This window comes from Aerococcus sanguinicola (assembly GCF_008726925.1).
In the GTDB taxonomy this organism is placed as follows: domain Bacteria; phylum Bacillota; class Bacilli; order Lactobacillales; family Aerococcaceae; genus Aerococcus.
On record NZ_VYWO01000005.1, the window covers coordinates 140009 to 158144 of the forward strand.

The 18136-nt window shown below is 47.4% G+C and carries 15 protein-coding genes; 4 read left to right on the forward strand and 11 right to left on the reverse strand.

The window, feature by feature from the left end; genetic code table 11:
* Positions 1–16 precede the first annotated feature (16 nt).
* From F6I03_RS08080 to F6I03_RS08090, 3 genes are all read right to left on the reverse strand, one after another.
* Positions 17–1753: an Mbeg1-like protein gene (locus F6I03_RS08080; RefSeq protein ID WP_070431213.1), complete on the reverse strand. Its 1737-nt coding sequence runs from the start codon at positions 1751–1753 to the stop codon at positions 17–19.
* 162 nt (positions 1754–1915) lie between these two features.
* Entirely contained in the window at positions 1916–3103 is a 1188-nt protein-coding gene (locus F6I03_RS08085; protein ID WP_070431212.1) for an aminotransferase class I/II-fold pyridoxal phosphate-dependent enzyme, read from the reverse strand.
* On the reverse strand, positions 3100–3594 hold the full coding sequence (locus F6I03_RS08090; RefSeq protein ID WP_070431211.1) for an Lrp/AsnC family transcriptional regulator: 495 nt from the start codon (positions 3592–3594) through the stop codon (positions 3100–3102). Before F6I03_RS08090 ends, F6I03_RS08085 begins: the two co-directional genes overlap by 4 nt.
* A 146-nt stretch (positions 3595–3740) precedes the next feature.
* On the opposite strand from F6I03_RS08090, the gene F6I03_RS08095 reads away from it, so the two are divergent.
* Both F6I03_RS08095 and F6I03_RS08100 read left to right on the forward strand, forming a co-directional pair.
* Positions 3741–4535, forward strand: a complete 795-nt coding sequence (locus tag F6I03_RS08095; protein WP_070431210.1) for a polysaccharide deacetylase family protein — start codon at positions 3741–3743, stop codon at positions 4533–4535.
* Positions 4536–4627: 92 nt separating this feature from the next.
* Entirely contained in the window at positions 4628–5602 is a 975-nt protein-coding gene (locus F6I03_RS08100) for a DUF1002 domain-containing protein (protein WP_070431209.1), read from the forward strand.
* Between the two features lie 139 nt (positions 5603–5741).
* Here the strand turns inward: F6I03_RS08100 and rlmH are convergent, their stop codons facing one another.
* Positions 5742–6221: a 23S rRNA (pseudouridine(1915)-N(3))-methyltransferase RlmH gene (gene rlmH, locus F6I03_RS08105; RefSeq protein WP_070626231.1), complete on the reverse strand. Its 480-nt coding sequence runs from the start codon at positions 6219–6221 to the stop codon at positions 5742–5744.
* Between the two features lie 157 nt (positions 6222–6378).
* On the opposite strand from rlmH, the gene F6I03_RS08110 reads away from it, so the two are divergent.
* Together F6I03_RS08110 and F6I03_RS08115 are read left to right on the forward strand one after the other, a co-directional pair.
* A complete protein-coding gene (locus F6I03_RS08110) occupies positions 6379–7758 on the forward strand; it encodes a TrkH family potassium uptake protein (RefSeq protein ID WP_191622032.1) in 1380 nt (459 codons plus the stop codon).
* A 9-nt stretch (positions 7759–7767) separates the two neighbouring features.
* Positions 7768–8442, forward strand: coding sequence for a potassium channel family protein (locus F6I03_RS08115; RefSeq protein WP_070626233.1), 675 nt, complete (start codon positions 7768–7770; stop codon positions 8440–8442).
* A 372-nt stretch (positions 8443–8814) separates the two neighbouring features.
* Here the strand turns inward: F6I03_RS08115 and F6I03_RS08120 are convergent, their stop codons facing one another.
* The 7 genes from F6I03_RS08120 to yycF all read right to left on the reverse strand — a co-directional run bounded on the left by F6I03_RS08120 (position 8815) and on the right by yycF (position 17812).
* On the reverse strand, positions 8815–10095 hold the full coding sequence (locus F6I03_RS08120; protein WP_070431206.1) for a S1C family serine protease: 1281 nt from the start codon (positions 10093–10095) through the stop codon (positions 8815–8817).
* An 80-nt stretch (positions 10096–10175) separates the two neighbouring features.
* Positions 10176–10985 (reverse strand): MBL fold metallo-hydrolase, encoded by an 810-nt coding sequence (locus tag F6I03_RS08125; RefSeq protein ID WP_070431205.1) that lies wholly within the window; start codon positions 10983–10985, stop codon positions 10176–10178.
* A 269-nt stretch (positions 10986–11254) separates the two neighbouring features.
* Positions 11255–12904, reverse strand: a complete 1650-nt coding sequence (locus F6I03_RS08130; protein ID WP_070431204.1) for a DUF2207 family protein — start codon at positions 12902–12904, stop codon at positions 11255–11257.
* Between the two features lie 12 nt (positions 12905–12916).
* Positions 12917–13762 (reverse strand): two-component system regulatory protein YycI, encoded by an 846-nt coding sequence (locus F6I03_RS08135; RefSeq protein ID WP_083290588.1) that lies wholly within the window; start codon positions 13760–13762, stop codon positions 12917–12919.
* A gap of 10 nt (positions 13763–13772) precedes the next feature.
* Positions 13773–15242, reverse strand: a complete 1470-nt coding sequence (locus tag F6I03_RS08140) for a YycH family regulatory protein (protein WP_150983105.1) — start codon at positions 15240–15242, stop codon at positions 13773–13775.
* Complete coding sequence (walK, locus tag F6I03_RS08145; RefSeq protein WP_070626235.1) at positions 15239–17101, reverse strand: cell wall metabolism sensor histidine kinase WalK; 1863 nt, start codon at positions 17099–17101, stop codon at positions 15239–15241. Before walK ends, F6I03_RS08140 begins: the two co-directional genes overlap by 4 nt.
* Positions 17102–17104: 3 nt before the next feature.
* The gene (gene yycF, locus F6I03_RS08150; RefSeq protein ID WP_070431200.1) at positions 17105–17812 is read right to left on the reverse strand and encodes a response regulator YycF; all 708 of its coding nucleotides are present in this window, start codon (positions 17810–17812) and stop codon (positions 17105–17107) included.
* Between the last annotated feature and the right edge of the window lie 324 nt (positions 17813–18136).

The window sequence follows — 18136 nt, forward strand, 5'->3', positions numbered from 1 at the left end:
TGAAAGAGCTTTTGACTCAATCCAAATGCTCACGCTTGGTCTGGTCAATAAAACGATAGAGGTCGCTTTCCTTACGGTAGATTAAGTAACTGACTGTCATCTGAACCCCCTGGACGATGAAGGCCAGAGCGAGGAGGTCGGGCAGAAAGAGACTGAAATCGGGATGCCCCAATAGGAGTAAGCCGACAAAAATCCCTGCCAGAGATAGGAGACTACCCCAGATAGGCACTGGCGAATCTTCATAGCGGAGCCGGAAAAATTGATAAGCTCGGACTAAGCCCATACCAAACATCCACCCCCCCAGGACATAGGGAAAGATCCGTTGACTGCCCTGGCTATAGTCATAGATCCCCCAGAGACAAGTCATCAGGGAAAAGCTCCCCGTTAATAAGTTGCCATAGTGGAGGTGTTTGCGTCCCGCTTGGTAGAAGTGGCGGAGGTCCCAAATCCCTGATAAGGCCGTACCTAAGAGAAAGACAAGGGCAAAAACATGGAGGTCCTTATCTGCTTTCAAGAAAAGAAAAGCCCCCATCACGATTAAGACCATGCCAATCAGGACACTGGCCAAGGACTGGTCGCGGTTCAGCCGGTTCAAACGCAAGTGGATATCCGCTGAGAGTGATAAGGCTTTGTGCCGGGTCTGGACTTGGTAGAGCCGGTCCTGGTGGAGGTCCTCCCAGATCAAAAGCAAGTCATTTAAGGTCTTTAACATAAAGCGCCGCTCGCCCGGTTCCAGCTTCCGGGCCTCAGCATAGAGACGGTTAATAAAGCTGCGAAAGTTTTCCGAAATATCGGTGATGCGAAGGACCCCAGTATTATAGAGGGCATCGAACAACAAGGTCAGCAGCAATTCGATTTCCTCAGGGCCGTGCCATTTCATCCAAATATTGAGGGTTTCCTGGCTGAGCTGGCTAGTCACCGTGGTCGATTCTACCCGCTCAAACTGGTCCCCCTCGATTTCCCAGAGTTGAAGCAGATGCTGGAGGAGAGAAATCCCCCCACTCTTGATAATGGTTGGCGCTGTAGCTGTATGTAAGATGATTCCAATTAAAGAATCTTCTGGTAGATATTCGTAGACCTTAGGCTGGATCCGCCGAAAGCCTGGTTGGTCAAAGGTCTCCTTGTAAAAACCGGGGGAATCTAGGACGTAAATGCCTTCAATTAATTCTTGGTCTTGGGCCTCCTGTTGGATAGCAGCAGCCAAGGCCAGGTTTCCCCCCTTAGAATGTCCAGCGATAATAAGCGAGTCTTGATCATCCTGATGCAGGACCTGGGCCAAATAACGCCCGGCTGCCCCTTGGGAGGGCATGGTCTTACGGTAGGCCAGCATAAAATTCTCCTGCCAGCCGACAATATGGTTGTCCGTTCCCCGAAAAATGACTAGTTTCTTATAGCCGGGGATTTCGACAATCAAAGCCGCAAATTGGACCGCTTTCTCTTGGTCTAGGAGACTGCGAAAGCCATAGAGGCGCAGCTTACGATAACGCTCTGTTGCCACTAAGGCATCGAGGACATCATGGCGGCCTTGACTAATAAAGGACCAGATATCCCGGGTATTCGGCTGGTAGGTCTTAGCGACCCAATCTTGGACCTGGACTAAGGACACCCAGTCCCCACCCGTCAGATCCGCTGGTACCAGGTCATCCATCTCTAAATTCGATAATTCAGTTAAAGCCGCAATATCAACTTCATTGAGGGGCTTTTTATCAAAAGTTTGGTCACTATTCGCCTCAATATACTCCACTAAGCGCATGCTGGCACCTCCCTTAAACTTGGCTCTATTATAGCACGGCTCTGTTCAGAGGGACGCCTCATCCACTCGCGCCAAAAAGAAAAAGGCTGGAACTTTTGTCCCAACCTCTTAGCTAAAGAAGCGATTGCTCAATCAAGGGCTAGGCCCTATCTTGTTGCCGTCTTATTGACCGGATTGGCCTTTCTCAGCGCGTAATTCTTGGATGAAAGCTTCGATCTTATCCATAGCGCGTTCGAGTTCTTTAATAGAATAGGCATAAGAAATCCGCAAGAAACCATCTCCTGATTCACCGAAGGCAGAACCAGGGACAACAGCAACCTTCTCTCTCTCTAACAATTCCAATGCAAATTCTTCACTGGACATGCCGAATTCGCGAATATCTGGGAAGGTGTAGAAGGCGCCTTCTGGTACAAAGCAGGGCAGACCCATCTCACGGTAGCGGCTCATTAAGAAGTTACGCCGTTCGTAGTAGTCATCCCGCATGTCTGCGACCTCATCGTCACACTCTTTCAGCGCCGTAATCCCTGCGTATTGGGAGGTCGTTGGTGCCGCCATAATAGTATATTGGTGGACCTTGAGCATCTGTTCGGTGATTTCCTTAGGGGCACAGACATAGCCCAAGCGCCAACCTGTCATGGAGAAGGCCTTAGCGAAACCATTGACATAGACCGTCCGTTCCTTCATACCTGGAATCGATGCAATAGAAGTGTAGGCTTCGTCTGCATACCAGATTTCAGAATAAATCTCGTCGGTAATACAATAAAGGTCATGGTCTATAATGACCTTAGCCAAAGCTTCAATATCTTCTCTCAGACAGACCGCTCCGGTTGGATTATTTGGGTAATTGAGAATGACTGCCTTGGTCTTATCCGTAATCGCTGCTTCCAACTGTTCAGCCTGCATCACAAACTTATCTTCTGCTTTCAAGCGGACAGGAACAGGGACCCCTCCTGCCAACTGAACAGAAGGAAGATAGGAAACATAGCTAGGGTCCATCACAATTACCTCATCCCCTGGGTTAACCAGGACCCGACAAGCCAAGTCGATCGCTTCACTGCCGCCGATGGTCACAATCTGTTCCTCTTCTGGATCATAATGGAGGTCATAGTGGCGGTCAATGTATTTGGCAATTTCTTTGCGTAATTCGATTAAGCCTGCATTGGCGGTATAGAAGGTCCGACCTTGGCGGAGACTCTTAATAGCCGCCTGGCGGACTGTCCAAGGCGTATCGAAGTCCGGCTCCCCAACACCTAGTGAAATGACCCCTGGCACTTCATTCGCCACATTGAAGAAACGGCGTATCCCAGAAGGCGCCATATCAAGAACTGTTTGGTTGAGGCTCTTTGTCATTGAGAGATCACCAACCGTTCCCCATCTTTTAGCTTGCTCTCAAAGATGGTGCCATGGTCCTTGTAGCGGTTCATCACAATATGGGTGGCCGTACCAGAGACCTCATCGATTGAAGCTAATTTATTAACGAAACGAGAAATTTGTTGCATGGGTGCCCGCTTGGTTAAGAGCATATAGTCGTAGGCGCCACTGGTTAAATAAAGGGCTTCGACTTCTTTGAAGCGGTACATCATTTCAGCCACTTCCTCATAAGAGGCGCCCTTGTGTAAGTTCACCGATACTTCAATCATGGCTGAGACATAGTCACTCTCTGTTGCGTCCCAGTTAATCATGGTTTTATAACCCGAAATAATGCCTAAGTGTTCTAATTCCGCAATGGTAGCTGATACAGTTTCCACATCTTCTTCCAATGCGTTGGCGAGTGCCTTATGAGAAATATGGGCATCGTCCTCAATATAGCGAAGAAGACGGTATTGCTTCTTGTGATCCATGTGCAGACTTCCTCCTTTATGGTATGATAGAGTTACAATTATGATGGTTTGTATTGGCCATCTGACATTGGATACCTACATTTTACCACACTTTGATCCGGCTTTTTGTTGAATCAAGTGGGAATATGCTTTGGAGGAGAAAATTTATGAAAAAACGAAACTTTTTGGCCCTGCTAGCGCTCCTAGCCCTTTGCCTCTTCGGCTGCAAGCAAGCGAGCGAAGAAGAGACTGACCAACCTTATGCCAAGAACGACAGTCAGACTGAGAGGCAAGCCCCCAAATATTATATCGATCCAACTACTTATAGCGTACGTCCCATCGCGGATGCCGACCCTAATGTGGTCCTCTTAACCTTCGATGACGTTCCCCGCCCCCTGCCTACCAGCAATGCGCCAACTATCGCCAACCACCTCGAAGATGCTGGGGTGAGAGGGCTCTTCTTCGCTAACGGCATGTACCTGGAGGACCAAGAAGGCCGTGATGCCATCAAGGCCATTGCAGACAAGGGCCATGTGATTGGCAACCATACCCAAACCCATGCCAACCTCAATGATCTCTCAGCTGAACAAACCCGCGAAGAAATCCAAGCCACCAACCAAGCCATTGAAAATATCACCGGTCAAAAAGTTCACTTCTTCCGTCCGCCCTTTGGCTCGACCAATGCAGCCCTCGATGGACTCATGGAAGAATTTGGCATGCAGCCTATGAACTGGTCCTTTGGCTATGACTGGGTAGCCGACTACCAGGATGCTGAAGCACTCACCAAGCAAACCTTGGAATCTGAATTCTTACAGCCCGGGGCCAATATCCTTATGCACGACACCCAATGGACAGCAGAAGCCCTGCCAGCCATTATCCAAGGCTTGAAAGACCAAGGCTATCAAATCGTTGATCCCCAAGAGCTTGCCCGGCCAGAAGAACTGAAGGACTTGGAGCTTTAGATTTTTTTAGGAAGAATTTAAGCAAATACTAAAAGCCTTAAAGGCTAAGCGTGCTATAATGAAGACACAAAATGTGAAAGTAGGTTATACAAATGAAAGCATTAATGAAGAAAGTGGCCCTCGGTGCAAGCCTGGCTGTGCTCAGCTTGAACTTGGTGCCCACTGTCCTTGCTGATAAGATTCAAATCAATCCCATGTTTACCTATGGCGAAAGCTTAAACCAAAGCCAATACCAAGAGACCAAACAAGCCTTGGGCGTCCAAGATGGGGCTAAAGAAATCCAAGTCAATATCAATGAATTGAATGGTTTATTGCAGGATAATTACCCCTACCGCCAGGTTTATTCCTCAGCTTATATCACCCCAGCTAAGAACAATGGGGATGTTACTGTTGAAATTGTGACCCCACAAACGATCACAGCCATTACCCCTATCCAGTATGAGAATGCAGCCCTGACCGCCGGAGCCGTAGATGTTGACATTAAGGTGGCTTCAGCTGTTGCTGTGGATGGGTCCGGTGCCCTAGCTGGTGTCTATAAGGCCTTCCAAGATGCAGGTTACCAGCTGAATGATAAGGCAGTAAGTGTGGCCCAAGACGAATTGACCACCACCTCCAAGATCAATGAAGAAAACCAGGGCAAAGAGGGCTTCTCTGACGAAGCTATGAATGCTGCTATCGCAGAAATCAAGACCGAAATCCAAAAGGCCAAGGACGAAAACAATGGCCAGATTGATAGCCAACAAATCCAAGTGATTGTCAATAACATTATCAATAACTATAATTTAAATGACGTCATTTCAGAAGAAAATAAACAGTCCATCATTAACTTAATGCAACAATTTAGTCAGATTGAACTGACCCAGGAACAAAAGGATGCCATTAATCAATTTGGCCAAGACCTCTTGAAGAATGGTGACCAAATTATCCAGAATGCTAAATCAGCCTGGGACAATGCGGATAAAGAACAATTAGCCCAAGATGCCCAGAGCATTTGGGACCAGATTGTCGCCTTTGTCAAAAGTTTCTTCTCCAATGCTGAGGAACCTGCAGCAGGCGACCAACAATAATAGCCGCTTCAACAGCTGACAAAATCAGTAGATCAGGTAGCCAAAGTTAAATGACATCTATCAGACTGCATTCACTCAGTCAAAAAGCTCGCCTCTCTTGCGAAAGGCGAGCTTTTCTTATCCTTAAATTTACCCTATCTTATTTATGATAGGGTTGGTTGTTTTGAATGCGGAAACTCCGGTAGATTTGTTCTACCAAGACCAGTCGCATGAGTTGGTGGGGCAGGGTTAAACGACCGAAACTTAGGTTTAAATCGGCCCGGCGGCGGACTGCTTGACTTGTACCGACCGACCCACCAATAACATAGACAAAGCGGCTTTTGCCGTGGGTCATGGCCGTCTGCAATTTCTTAGCCAGGCCTTCTGAATCCAAGAGCTCGCCATCCAAAGCTAGGTGGACGACAAAGTCATCGGGCTTGATTTTGGCGAGGATACGGTCCCCTTCCTTATTGCGAATCAGATCCAATTCTGTCTCTGAAGCTTCTTCGGGGGTCGCTTCATCCTTGACTTCAACCATGTCAAACTTACAATAAGCTTGGAGGCGCTTGGCATACTCTGCAATGCCCTGCTTGAGGTACTTTTCTTTTAGTTTTCCAACAACGATCAGTTTTACTTGCATGCTAATCCATCCATTCTATGCAAAATCCGTCAGATAATAGGCCATTTTTATCTTTTTACTAAACTTTGCTTTATTTTTCTGCCTAAAGTCGCTAATATAATATCATTTCCGCCAAGCATTTGGCTATCCCCAAGTTATAAAAGGAGTAAAACATGTCATGGTTCAATTCTTAAATAAGCTGGGCAGTTCACAAAAGATTGCCCTGAGCTTCTTAGTGGTTATCCTCACCGGCTCAATCTTGCTGAGCCTACCTATTTGCCAGACGGCGACGTCGCAAGCTAGCTATTGGGATAATCTCTTTATTTCTGTCTCAGCGGTCTGCGTGACCGGGCTGTGGACCCAGTCCATCCACGATTCTTACAATTTACTCGGTCAACTTGTCATGATGGTCCTCATCCAAACGGGGGGCTTGGGACTCATGACCCTCATCAGCATCGTCTACCACAGCCTGGGCCAACGCTTAGATATCCGTAACCAAATGGCAGCTGGAGATGCCCTCAACCACTCGGAACTGGATAATCTTTCCAGCTTTCTGAGCCGGATTGTCAAGTACAGCCTGGTCATTGAGGGGATTGGGGCAGTTTTCCTGACCTCTTTCTTTGTCCCCCGCTTTGGCCTAGCTCGAGGGCTTTTCCATAGTCTCTTCACAGCTGTCTCCGCCTTCTGTAATGCCGGCTTTGACCTGATGGGGAACAACAGCCTGCTGGACTATCAAACCGCCCCTGTCCTAAACTGGACTATTATGGCTCTCATTGTCCTCGGAGGCATTGGCTTTAGTGTCTGGTTCGATATTAGCCAGCAGGTCCAACGCTTCTACCATCAACATAAAAATATAAAATTTTCTTACTTTATCAAGCATCTCAGCCCCCATACCAAACTTGTCCTTGGATTGACAGTCCTCCTGATTGGTCTAGGCAGCTTCCTCTTCCTCCTGGTTGAGTGGTCCAACCCAAATACGATTGGGCCTTTGAACCCACTGGACAAGATCATGGTGGCTTGTTTTCAAACGGTCACCATGCGGACGGCTGGCTTTGCTAGTGTGGATTACACCCAGGTTCATCCTGTTAGCCTGCTTATCTTTGTTCTGACCATGTTTATCGGGGGCGGTGCAGGCGGGACAGCTGGTGGCTTGAAGGTGACAACTTTCGCCCTAACCCTTATGTTGGCTTTGAAGGAAGTTCGCCAGTCCAAGTATGTGAGTTTCGACCACCATACCATCCCCGATCCAACCGTGCGCAAGGCCTTTGCCATTGCTCTTATGTATGTTGCCCTCCTCTTCACAGGGAGCGCCCTGCTCTTAACTTTTGATCCTCAAGTGCCCTATCTCCACCTGCTATTTGAAGCCATTTCGGCCCTAGCGACAGTCGGTGTCTCCTGTAACCTGACCCCGAACTTGTCCATGGCCAGCCAGGGCACCCTCATGCTCTTAATGTACATCGGACGGATTGGACCGATGACCCTCTTCTTGGTCTTACTAGGACGCAAACGCCAAAAAATTGATATCCAGTACGCTAAAACAAATATTATTATAGGATAGGTGAATGAAATGAGTAAAAAAAATCGTGTGGTTGGCATCCTGGGGCTGGGCCTCTTCGGCTCTGCCCTAGCTAAGAATCTCTCCCACAATGGCATTGACATTATCGCGTGTGACCGCGATGAAAAAATCGTCAACGCTTTAGAAAATGACCTAACCATCGCTTCGATCGGAGACTTTACAGACATAGATTTTATGCGCGAAAGCGGCTTCGGCAATTGTGATGTCATCGTCATTGCGACCGGTAGCGATCTAGAATCCTGTGTCCTAGGCGTCATCAATGCCCGTGAACTCGGCATTGAAACTATTATCTGTAAGGCCAAGAACCAATCTGCTGCCAAGGTCCTCGAAGCCTTAAAGGTCAGCCGGGTCGTCCTGCCAGAAATCGAATCAGGAGAACATATCGCTGACGTCCTCAGCCGGAACTCCCTAGAGGATATGATTAAGCTCGATGACCAAACAGCTATCGTCGAATTCCGGGTCCCGCAAAAATGGCTAGGCCACACTGTGGATGAGCTCGACCTGCGCCGCCACTATGATATTAATATTATCGGTCTGCGTAAACAAATCAAGGAAACCTTGAACACAAAGTTTGATCCCGACTACCACTTCGGTCCCGATGACTTAGTCGTTGCCGTGGTCAACCGCGACCGTTTCCAACAGATTGACTACCTAGAAAAGCTTTAAGTTTATAAGCTTTCCATAATGCCACAACCTGCAAGCAGTGACCAAAACTGCCTGCAGGTCTTTTTATTCTTTAGTGGAACAGATTTTTTGTAACAGGCAAGCCTTATCCACAAGCTTATCAACAATTCCACAAGTAAAAATCCCCATTTCTTGCCTTTTTGACTCGACGAAAGGAATCACTCTGTTCTAGTCGGCAATTTTCTGCACATCGCTATGCACAAGCTTAGGCCCTCAATGGAGGGTTTTCCACTGTTTTTAGCCGACTTATACACAGCCTTGTGCATAACTTGCCCACATATTTATGCACAGGCCGCTAATCTTTTAATAAAAAAACCTTAAACACGGATAGATCGCGTGTTTAAGGTTTTTCGCTTAACTTGGTGCTTCATTGGATGATTGGGCTTCTAGTTGAACTTCTACTTCAACTGGTTGGCCTTCACGGTAAACTTCAACGGTTACCCTAGCGGTTGGGTCTGTACTATATAGTTTTTGACGGAGGTCCACCGTTGATGTGACATCCTCCCCATTAAATTTGGTAATCACATCGTAAGGCTTGAGCCCTGCCTTAGAGGCGGGTGTATTGGAGATTACTTCCATAATGACAACACCATTTTCAACTTCTTTTGGCAGTTTCAACAAGTTTTCTTGTTGGTCCAGTGGAATCCGACGCAAGTCTGTCATCTGTACCCCAAATTTTGGCCGGATGACCTTGCCATTCTCTTCTAACTGGCTGATGATCCCTTGGACTTCATGGCTTGGAATGGCGAAGCCCATCCCTTCAACATTAGCCGTCGAAATCTTCATCGAATTAATCCCAATTAATTGCCCAGCCGAATTCACCAGGGCCCCCCCGGAATTGCCAGGGTTAATGGCAGCATCCGTTTGGATAGCATTGACTTGCCAATCCGCGCTACCATCCTGGTCCAGGTCAACAGGCACTTGCCGATCGAGCCCGGAAATAATGCCATAAGTTACCGTTGAAGCAAAATCTGAGCCCAGCGGGGACCCGATGGCAATGGCAGGTTCCCCTACAGATAGGGCGCGGGAATCGCCGAACTGGGCCACTGTTTTGGCATATTTTGCTGGAATCGAAAGGACAGCAAGGTCTGTAAATTTATCTGCCCCAACAAGTTTAGCAGGAACTTGTTCCCCTTCACTGGTAATAATTTCCAGGGCGTCTTGACCGTCGATCACGTGGTTGTTCGTCACAATATAGGCGCGGTCACCTTCTACCTTATAGATAACCCCTGAGCCTTCAGATGCCGTTGCATATTGGTCTTCGGGGTTCTGGGTCGATTGGCTGGCAGGATTTCTAAAGCCAAAAAGATCATAGAGCTCATTATTTGACGTATCCGCCAGGTTAACGACCGAAACGACTGAGCCCTTGACCTCATCGACAATAGCTGAAACATCGGTCGTAATATTGACCGAGGCTTCCTTCTGGGCGCCCCCTTCTTGACTCGCTTGGCCTTGTCCTTGCTTAGCTAATTCCTTGTGGACGATATCTTCAACCTCATCCTGTGAAGTGACTTGGTCAAAAGCCCCACTCGCATAGCCGACGCCTCCAACCAGGCTGGCCCCAATTAAACCTCCTACGATAGCTGGTGTCCATATTTTTTTGAGCGATGTTTTATTTTGATTGTCCTCAGGCATTAAGCTACCCCCTAACTCTCATTTTTTGCTTTATTGTATGTGATAATTATGAAATCTTTGTGAAATTTATTATGGCTATTTTATAAAGTCAATAAGCCGGTTGCTTCATCTGGATGGGTATTATGCAGGAGGAACTGGTCATTGACCCCTAAGTCGTGGTCCCTTAAGACTGAAGTCACTGTCTGCATGGCAAGCTCGGGCAAGTTATTATCTTTGGAAAGATGCCCCAAATAGACGTGTTTGGTCTTATCACCAATCATTTCGGACAGGGCTTCCGCTCCCGCTTCGTTGGACAAGTGGCCGCTATCGCTCAAGATCCGCTGCTTCAAATGCCAAGGGTAACGTCCCATCCTAAGCATATCCGTGTCATGGTTACTTTCCATCAGGTAGGCATCACAATTCCGCAAGAAGCCGCGCTGCCGGTCACTGACATAGCCTAGGTCGGTCATCATAGCAAACTGTTTGTGGTCCTTTTGGAAGGCGTAAAATTGGGCCTGGGCAGCATCATGGCTCACCCCGAAGCTGGCCACATCCAAGTCTCCTAGGGTAAGCAGTTCCCCCGGTTCCATCACAAAGCGTTGGTCCAGGGGAATCTTACCACACTTATCGCCAATCGCTAGCCAGGTCTCCTCATTAGCATAGATCGCAAGCTTGTAGCGTCGCGCCAAGACCCCTAGCCCCTTAATATGGTCGCTGTGTTCATGGGTCACAAAGATTGCATCAATATTATGCATGGACCGGCCGATACTGGCCATTAATTGCTCGATCTTCTTCCCGCTCAGACCCGCATCAATGAGAATCTCGCGCTTGGGGGTCTGAACATAGGTCACATTGCCGGAGCTCCCGCTGGCTAACATTGAAATTCGCATTGAAAAATCTTCTGAAGTCATTATAACATCCCTTCTTAGCAATCGTGAGGTCGAGATAAAAGCTCCCACCTCTAAAAAGTAAAGTACTTTCCAAAAATATCTGCTCCAAAAGTCAGCTCTGATGGCCGCTTCACGCATACTGTCCGATCCATTGCCTCCGTTCTAAGCGACTTTTGTCAGATTCTCTTTATAAAAAAAGTCAGGGCAGACGTCAGTTTTAAGGAGGTCTTACTGCTCGAGGCTTGTCGCCTCCCCTCCTCCACTCGGTCTCCCCTGAATGGTTCTAGCTTTTATTTCCAAATCAAGTCCGTTAAATCTTTATCGTACAAGGCGTCTGGCCAAGACTGGACCTGGCCTGGTAAATATCCGTTAGCTACTAGCTTATTATAGTACAAATCATTTGTCCCTGTAAACCATGAGAGTAAGTAGCCTTGGCTGAGCTCAGCCTCTGAAGCTTTTTGCTCTTGGTCCGTCCATTCTTTACTCTTTAAGTCTTCAACTAGGGCTTTGACTGTCCGTCGCCGGGAAAGCCCTTGTGGCGTGTAGATGGGCAGGGCCTTCCGGTAGAGAACAAGGGCAAGAAGGAGACAGAGCCCATAGCCAAGCAGGGCCCCATAAGAGGTATCCATCTCTAGCATCAAGACCAAGGCCCCCACTGTCAAAGCCAGGGCTAAGATGAGATAGGCTAAGAACAGGAGCCGATACCACTTATTGCGGCGGGCTTTCGGGAAAAATTTGACTCGCCCTGAACTCATCAGGCGCGCTTGGTCTTTAACCAGGGCCTGCCTAAGTTGCTTGGTCTCAAGTAAGTCAGAGACATAGAAAGCCTGCCCGCCCGCTAGGCTCTGCCCAACTGATAATAGTGCTTGATCTTGTGGACTAGTGGCCTGGTCAACTTGAATTTGGATCAGGAGGTCAATTTTTTGCTTCTTCCCCTGATCCTGGTAGGCTAGGTCTACTAGGCCCTCTTGGTAAAGGTTAAAGAGGCTAGCATAAAAGCGTGACTTGGCTGTCGACTTCGTCCTTAAAGCTAAGACTTGGTAGGGGTGGACCGATCCCAGAGGCAGAGGATAAGTGGCCGCTTCTTGGGCCACTCGGTACTTCTCTCGAAGCAAGAAATAGGCCAAAATCAGCAAGGCCAATACTAAGAGGGCCAGCATACCCCAAATAAAGACCGACTGCCGTCTCAGCTTGTTCGCCCGTTTCTCAGCTTCCTGGTCCATCTCCTGAACAATCGTTTGCCCCTTACTTTCAGGCCCCACTGTAGGGTTATTAGCCAGGACTTGGGCTGGAATATAAGCCTGGAGAAGGATACTCTCCCCCGCCCCCTTATCACGGACTTGAATCTCTAACTCCTTATCATTCAACCAGCGCCATTGGGTCTTTTGCTGGGGACTGGTTAGGATTTGTGCTTCTTCGGCCTTGACTGCTTGGGGGAATTTGACGCGGACCACGGCCTCATCCACTGCTCCAGGTGCTGATAGGAGGGGCAAGCTCAAAATCGCTTGGTCACCATAATTGGTCCAGCTACGATTAATCGTGGACTGGTAGCGTGCAATTTGTTGGCTATCACTCATCTTGTTGAAAACATTAACCTGGAGCATGCTATCATCCTGCTGAGCAAAAAAAGTCCCGACTTCATGCGAATCACTCAAAGCAAAGGGAAAGGCTGACTTGGCATCCGAACTCCGCATATCAATCTTCAGAGCCTCCATTTCGCCCACATCCCCCAGGGCGATTTGATGGCGGACCTGGTCCACCTGGCCATGGATATCATAAGTGATCCTTTCCGTTTGCTTTATCACACCGTGTTCGTCGCTCGCTAGGTCAACTTGGTAGTCTGTGATGTTGACCTGCTTGGCTTGAACAGGACCCGCTAGGAAGAGGCCTAGCCATAGGACCAGGACGAAAATTCCTGCTTTGACATAGCTTTTGGTCATGGCTGCTCCTTTCTAGCTTCCTGCACTGCTTTGGGGTTGGATAATTGTCCCATTGATGCCATCCACATATTCCGTTTCAACTTCATCATCATTGTGCTTAATGTAAATCGTCCAGATGGGCTTGTACATATGGAGTTGGTCTAAGGCTAGACTCGTCCGGTAACCTATTTTGACCTTGACAACACTGGCCTTGTTGGGAATCTCATCATTGAGGTAGAGGTTCTCAATGGCCTGCTTCTCTGAAATCAGCGGGCGGTTTTCACCTTGGACTTGGGTCTCGCCTGCATAGCTCTGTTCATAAGCATCAACCTCCAGCTTATCATTGAGGTGGAAGATTAAGTCCCCGCTCCCATCAATGATTCCATGGCCATCATAGGCTTCTTGGTAGTAGGTAACCGTCGACTTTCTCGGATTATAGTAGGCGAAGTGATAGTCTTTGCCATTCAGAACCTGTTGGCTGTCCTTAAAGTCGTTCAGCTCCTTAAAGTCAGTCTCCGACCAGGAATCCTCTGCCAGGCCTTTATCTAAAGCAGGAAGGGGAAGGGGCCGGTCTAATTTGCTGAATAAGCGTCCCTTAGAATCTATAGTGACTTCTTGGTCTGTTAGTTTATCAGCCGCTTCCTGCCAGGCCTCCAAGTCTAATTGAGCAGCTACAAAAGGAAGCTCACCCGCCTCATCCGACAAAGGAATTTCCGCTAGTTCATTCAGATTCATCTCAGTTTGTACACTAGCGGCTGTCGACCGATTGGAATCATTTGGAAAATAAATCGAATTCTTGCTGACAAAGATATTCAATAAGAAGAGATCCAAAATCAAGAAAGCCACAATCAATATGTATTGTATCCGTCTAAAATCCATGACTCTCCTCCTAATCCTCAGCTTGGTCTTGCCCCAGCGAAATATCTTCAGATTCTTCGCCTGCTTCACGATCCTTATGGTCAGTCAAACCCTGCATATTCACATGCTCTTTACTATCTGAGTAAATCGTCTGCAAGTCCTCGTACTTAGACATATCCACGAGATTGTCCAGCATATGCCAGCGCCCCTTCAGCTTGACATGCCAGCTTGGAACTAATTCCACCAGTGCATTAGACTTGTCACTACGTACCCAGCGGTAACCGAGTTGGACCATATCAATTTCCTGGCTTGAATAATTATTTTCAGCTAGGATCCTAACCACATCCTTGCCACTCATTAGCCGCACAGGTGTAGACAAGGGGGTCACAGGGGTTTGTATGGTCAGGGCTGATAAGTTTAAGCCAATCAATCCTTGGTCACTTATTTTTAGCTTAATTTTGGATACATTATGGGGGTCGAAGACAGGAAGGCCGGCAATGAATTTGCGGAAGACAATCTGTTGGTTATCCGCATTAAAGTCCGTAAACTTCCAAGAATCATAGGCAGGTTGGAAGTCTTTGAGCAAGTTGAAGCTTTCCTGGATGGCTTCATACTGCTGGAGGGGGTCTCCTTTACCTTGATCACTCGCATAGACTAGTTCCAGGCTATTATTATCCAATAGCAGACTCTTGCCCTCAGAGAAGTAGCGCGAATAATTGGCATCACTGTAATCATGAATGTTCTCAGGTGAAGAAAAGAGCTTATTCAAATAAAAATAAATAGGCTGTCTTTCAACCATGTAAGTCAGCACATCTAATTCCTGGCTCTCCTTACTTAAATAAACCCGCCCCTCCCGGCATTCAAAGGGTTGAACAGCATAGAAGCTGGCCTTGTCTTGCTTAAGCTGGTCCTGGATGTCTTGGATGGGCCCCTCTTCTTGGACCTCGACCGTAAAGGCCTTATCATTCTTTTCATTCAAGAGATAAAGCTGCTTGGCGTTGGCTGACATAATAATGCGATCGAAAACATAGTCACGGTGGGAGGCATCCAATTCTGGCGCGTCCTTGAGTAAGAAAGCGATTGGAATTTCATCCGAAAACTCAAATTCGATAAAGTCCTTCTTATCAATGCTTTGACGGAGATTGTCTGTTTCCTCTTCCTTAATCTTACTGGCATCAATAGTCTTCGATAAGTCGAAGAGGGGCTGGGTGAGTTGCTTAATCAAGTCCGGTTTGAAGGATTTCACAAAACCCTCTTCCTTATCATGGAAGATCACAGACTTAGGCGAGAACACAACTTGCAAGGGAGCTGAACTCGGTTGGGCCACATTGAGTGTACCTGTTGCGACGGTCTGTTGGTCCTGGCCCTTGTCTTGACCAAAACTAGGCCAAGAATTAAAAATGCGAAAGGTTGGGCTAAAAATAGCAAAAGTAGCCAAGAGACTGAATGCAACGAGTAAGATTAAGATCGTATTGACAAAACGTCCCCAATGTTTTCTCATGCGTCCCACTCATCCTCTCCGTAAATTTCAACATAAGGGAGACTGACAAAGAAGGTCGACCCCTTATTCTCAATACTATTGACCCATATGCGACCATGGTGCATCTCGATCACTTCCTTAGCTATGGCTAGACCTAAGCCAGTTCCTCCTTGGGCTCTTGACCTAGCCTTGTCTACACGGTAGAAGCGGTCAAAAAGATGGGGAATACTCTTCTGTGGCACACCCAAACCCTGGTCCTGGACACTGAGGGTAACTTCATTATGGGTCGACATCAGCCGAACCGTAATCGTCCCGCCATCCGGTGAATACTTGATGGCGTTGTTAATAATATTATCGATCACTTGGGTCATCCGATCCTGGTCAATCTCCACAAAATATTCCTCCCCTGCTAGCTCACGCACAATGGTGAAGGGGCGGTCAGAGCCAAACTGTCCCGACTGGACCATCATATCAAAGCGGTCCAAGACATGGGAGACCAAAGCGGTAAAGGAAACCAATTCAAAGTTGAGCTGTTCCTTGCCAGAGTCCATATTAGACAAATGGAGGAGGTCCCCGATCATGCGGATCATGCGGTCAGTTTCATTCTGAATAACGCCTAAGAATTCCACGGCCAGCTCTTGGTCAGCTAGGGCCCCATCTGCCAGGGCCTCACTATAAGAGCGGACACTGGTTAGGGGGGTACGCAATTCATGGGAGACATTGGATACGAATTGCCGGCGGTCGCGTTCGATTTTTTCTCTTTCAGTAACGTCTGTCAGGACCCATACCAAACCGGAAATAAAGCCGCTATCCCGTTGGATGATGGAATACTCGCCCTTAATGACAGATTCCTGGTCAGGGGTTGACATATCCATGAGAATCTCGTCATTACTATCAAAGAGCTCACGGAAACTATAGCGGTCTTGTAAGTGGAGGACTTCCATAATCGAGTGGCCCATGACTTCTTCTTCTGAGGAGGAAATAAAGTCTAGGGCCTTGCGGTTGGTTAGGATGATCCGCCCCCGCCGGTCCGTTGCCATCACCCCATCCGTCATGTGCTTGAGAACCGAATCCAAACGCTGGCGCTCTGATTCTGTCGATTCCTGGGCTTCCTTCACGCGGACGGATAAGTAGTTAATGGATTCCGCCAAGTTACCGATCTCATCGTCGCTATAGACCTGGACCTGTCCATTGAAGTCTCCGTCCGCAATTTTTTCTGCTTGGTCTTTCATTGCTTTGAGCGGTCGGGTAATGCCCGTTGATATCAAGAAGGCCAAAACAATGGTGAAGAGGAGGGAGACCGCCGACGAGGACAGATAAATAATAATAATATTTTGAATCTGTCGGTAAACGCTCTCAATATTGACCCTTAAATTCAAAACCCCCACCAATTGTCCAGAAGAATCGGAAGATAGGATAGGGGCGACATACTGCTTCACCAGGATATTCTGTTCGGCATCATAAATTTCACGTGAGGAAGCGGTGTTATTATAGAGGGTCTGGTCAATATCCTCGCGTGTCACCCGCTGGCCCAGGTGTGCCTGGCTATTGGGACTGGAGCTCGCGACTAAAAAACCGTTCCGGTCCAATATCTGGGATTCCAGTATGTTATTGGAATTGAAGCGATGAAAGATCGTGTTTAAGCGGTCTGCCTTCTCCTGGTTATCCAAGTTATCATCGTCCAATATAGGGCGGGCACTCTCCTCTAAGAAACTCATTTGCACACTGACTTGCTCGTCAAAAGAAGCCAGCATTTCAGACTCGAGTTGCTTGATAAAATAAGCCCCAATAATTTGGAGTGAGAGCAGCACCACTAGAATAAAGATCATTGGAATCTTAAAGAGGACCGATTTATAAAATGGGATACCTTTCTTTGCCATGCTTTACTCCTGGTTAAGGTCTTGGATAAAGTAACCGACACCCCGTCTAGTCATCAAGATTTCGGGATGGGAAGGCGAGCTTTCGATTTTTTCCCGGAGACGACGGACGGTCACATCCACCGTACGGACATCCCCGAAGTAGTCATAGCCCCAGACAGTTTGAAGCAAGTGTTCCCGGGTCATGACTTGGCCAATATGGCGGGCAAGGTAGTGAAGAAGTTCAAATTCCCGGTGGGTTAATTCAATATCTTCCCCATTTTTAGAGACCATGTAAGCTTCTTCATGGATGACTAAATCGCCCACTTCGATGTTATGGGTCTTCTCTTCTTTCGTCTCTGGTTCTGCTGCAATGGCAGACCGTCGTAAGTTAGCCTTCACCCGGGCAGAGAGTTCACGGTTAGAGAAGGGTTTGGTCACATAGTCATCCGCCCCCATTTCCAAGCCTAAGACCTTGTCAATCTCATCACTCTTAGCAGTCAGCATGATGATAGGTACTTGGCTCTCCTTACGTATCTCCCGGCAGACCTCAATCCCATCCTTCTTAGGCAACATGAGGTCTAACAAGATCAGATCAGGATCATACTCTTCAAAATATTCCAAGGCCATCTCCCCATCTGAAGCCACATAGGTCTCATAGCCTTCTTTTTCCAAATTATACTTGATGATATCTGAAATGGCTTTTTCATCATCAACGATTAACACCTTTTTCATGCTTGCACTCCTTTAATTCATGAATTAACATACGATTCAAGCGCTTTTTCATTAATCTATTATACCTTGTGCCCAGCTAAAGTTCAATTTTTCAACTGAGCCTATCCATTCCTCCCCCATGATAGCACAAAAAAAGGCCACGGGCTTGCTTGGAGACCAGGGCCCATGGACTCAATAGAAAAGAAAAAAGTCGAGCGGGGTGAACTGCCCCCTGTCAAGTAGACAGGCAAATAAATAAATTTTTACCATGTGTGATTTTTGTCATGCATGGTTTTTATTTTGGATTTTAAAATAGAATTTATCAGTGAATACGATATTTCATAA

What these genes read in the sequence shown, in the direction of transcription:
- F6I03_RS08080 (WP_070431213.1), bottom strand. Translation starts at nt 1,753, where the DNA reads ATGCGCTTAGTGGAGTATATTGAGGCGAATAGTGACCAAACTTTTGAT.
- F6I03_RS08085 (WP_070431212.1), bottom strand. Translation starts at nt 3,103, where the DNA reads ATGACAAAGAGCCTCAACCAAACAGTTCTTGATATGGCGCCTTCTGGG.
- F6I03_RS08090 (WP_070431211.1), bottom strand. Translation starts at nt 3,594, where the DNA reads ATGGATCACAAGAAGCAATACCGTCTTCTTCGCTATATTGAGGACGAT.
- F6I03_RS08095 (WP_070431210.1), top strand. Translation starts at nt 3,741, where the DNA reads ATGAAAAAACGAAACTTTTTGGCCCTGCTAGCGCTCCTAGCCCTTTGC.
- F6I03_RS08100 (WP_070431209.1), top strand. Translation starts at nt 4,628, where the DNA reads ATGAAAGCATTAATGAAGAAAGTGGCCCTCGGTGCAAGCCTGGCTGTG.
- rlmH (WP_070626231.1), bottom strand. Translation starts at nt 6,221, where the DNA reads ATGCAAGTAAAACTGATCGTTGTTGGAAAACTAAAAGAAAAGTACCTC.
- F6I03_RS08110 (WP_191622032.1), top strand. Translation starts at nt 6,379, where the DNA reads ATGGTTCAATTCTTAAATAAGCTGGGCAGTTCACAAAAGATTGCCCTG.
- F6I03_RS08115 (WP_070626233.1), top strand. Translation starts at nt 7,768, where the DNA reads ATGAGTAAAAAAAATCGTGTGGTTGGCATCCTGGGGCTGGGCCTCTTC.
- F6I03_RS08120 (WP_070431206.1), bottom strand. Translation starts at nt 10,095, where the DNA reads ATGCCTGAGGACAATCAAAATAAAACATCGCTCAAAAAAATATGGACA.
- F6I03_RS08125 (WP_070431205.1), bottom strand. Translation starts at nt 10,985, where the DNA reads ATGACTTCAGAAGATTTTTCAATGCGAATTTCAATGTTAGCCAGCGGG.
- F6I03_RS08130 (WP_070431204.1), bottom strand. Translation starts at nt 12,904, where the DNA reads ATGACCAAAAGCTATGTCAAAGCAGGAATTTTCGTCCTGGTCCTATGG.
- F6I03_RS08135 (WP_083290588.1), bottom strand. Translation starts at nt 13,762, where the DNA reads ATGGATTTTAGACGGATACAATACATATTGATTGTGGCTTTCTTGATT.
- F6I03_RS08140 (WP_150983105.1), bottom strand. Translation starts at nt 15,242, where the DNA reads ATGAGAAAACATTGGGGACGTTTTGTCAATACGATCTTAATCTTACTC.
- walK (WP_070626235.1), bottom strand. Translation starts at nt 17,101, where the DNA reads ATGGCAAAGAAAGGTATCCCATTTTATAAATCGGTCCTCTTTAAGATT.
- yycF (WP_070431200.1), bottom strand. Translation starts at nt 17,812, where the DNA reads ATGAAAAAGGTGTTAATCGTTGATGATGAAAAAGCCATTTCAGATATC.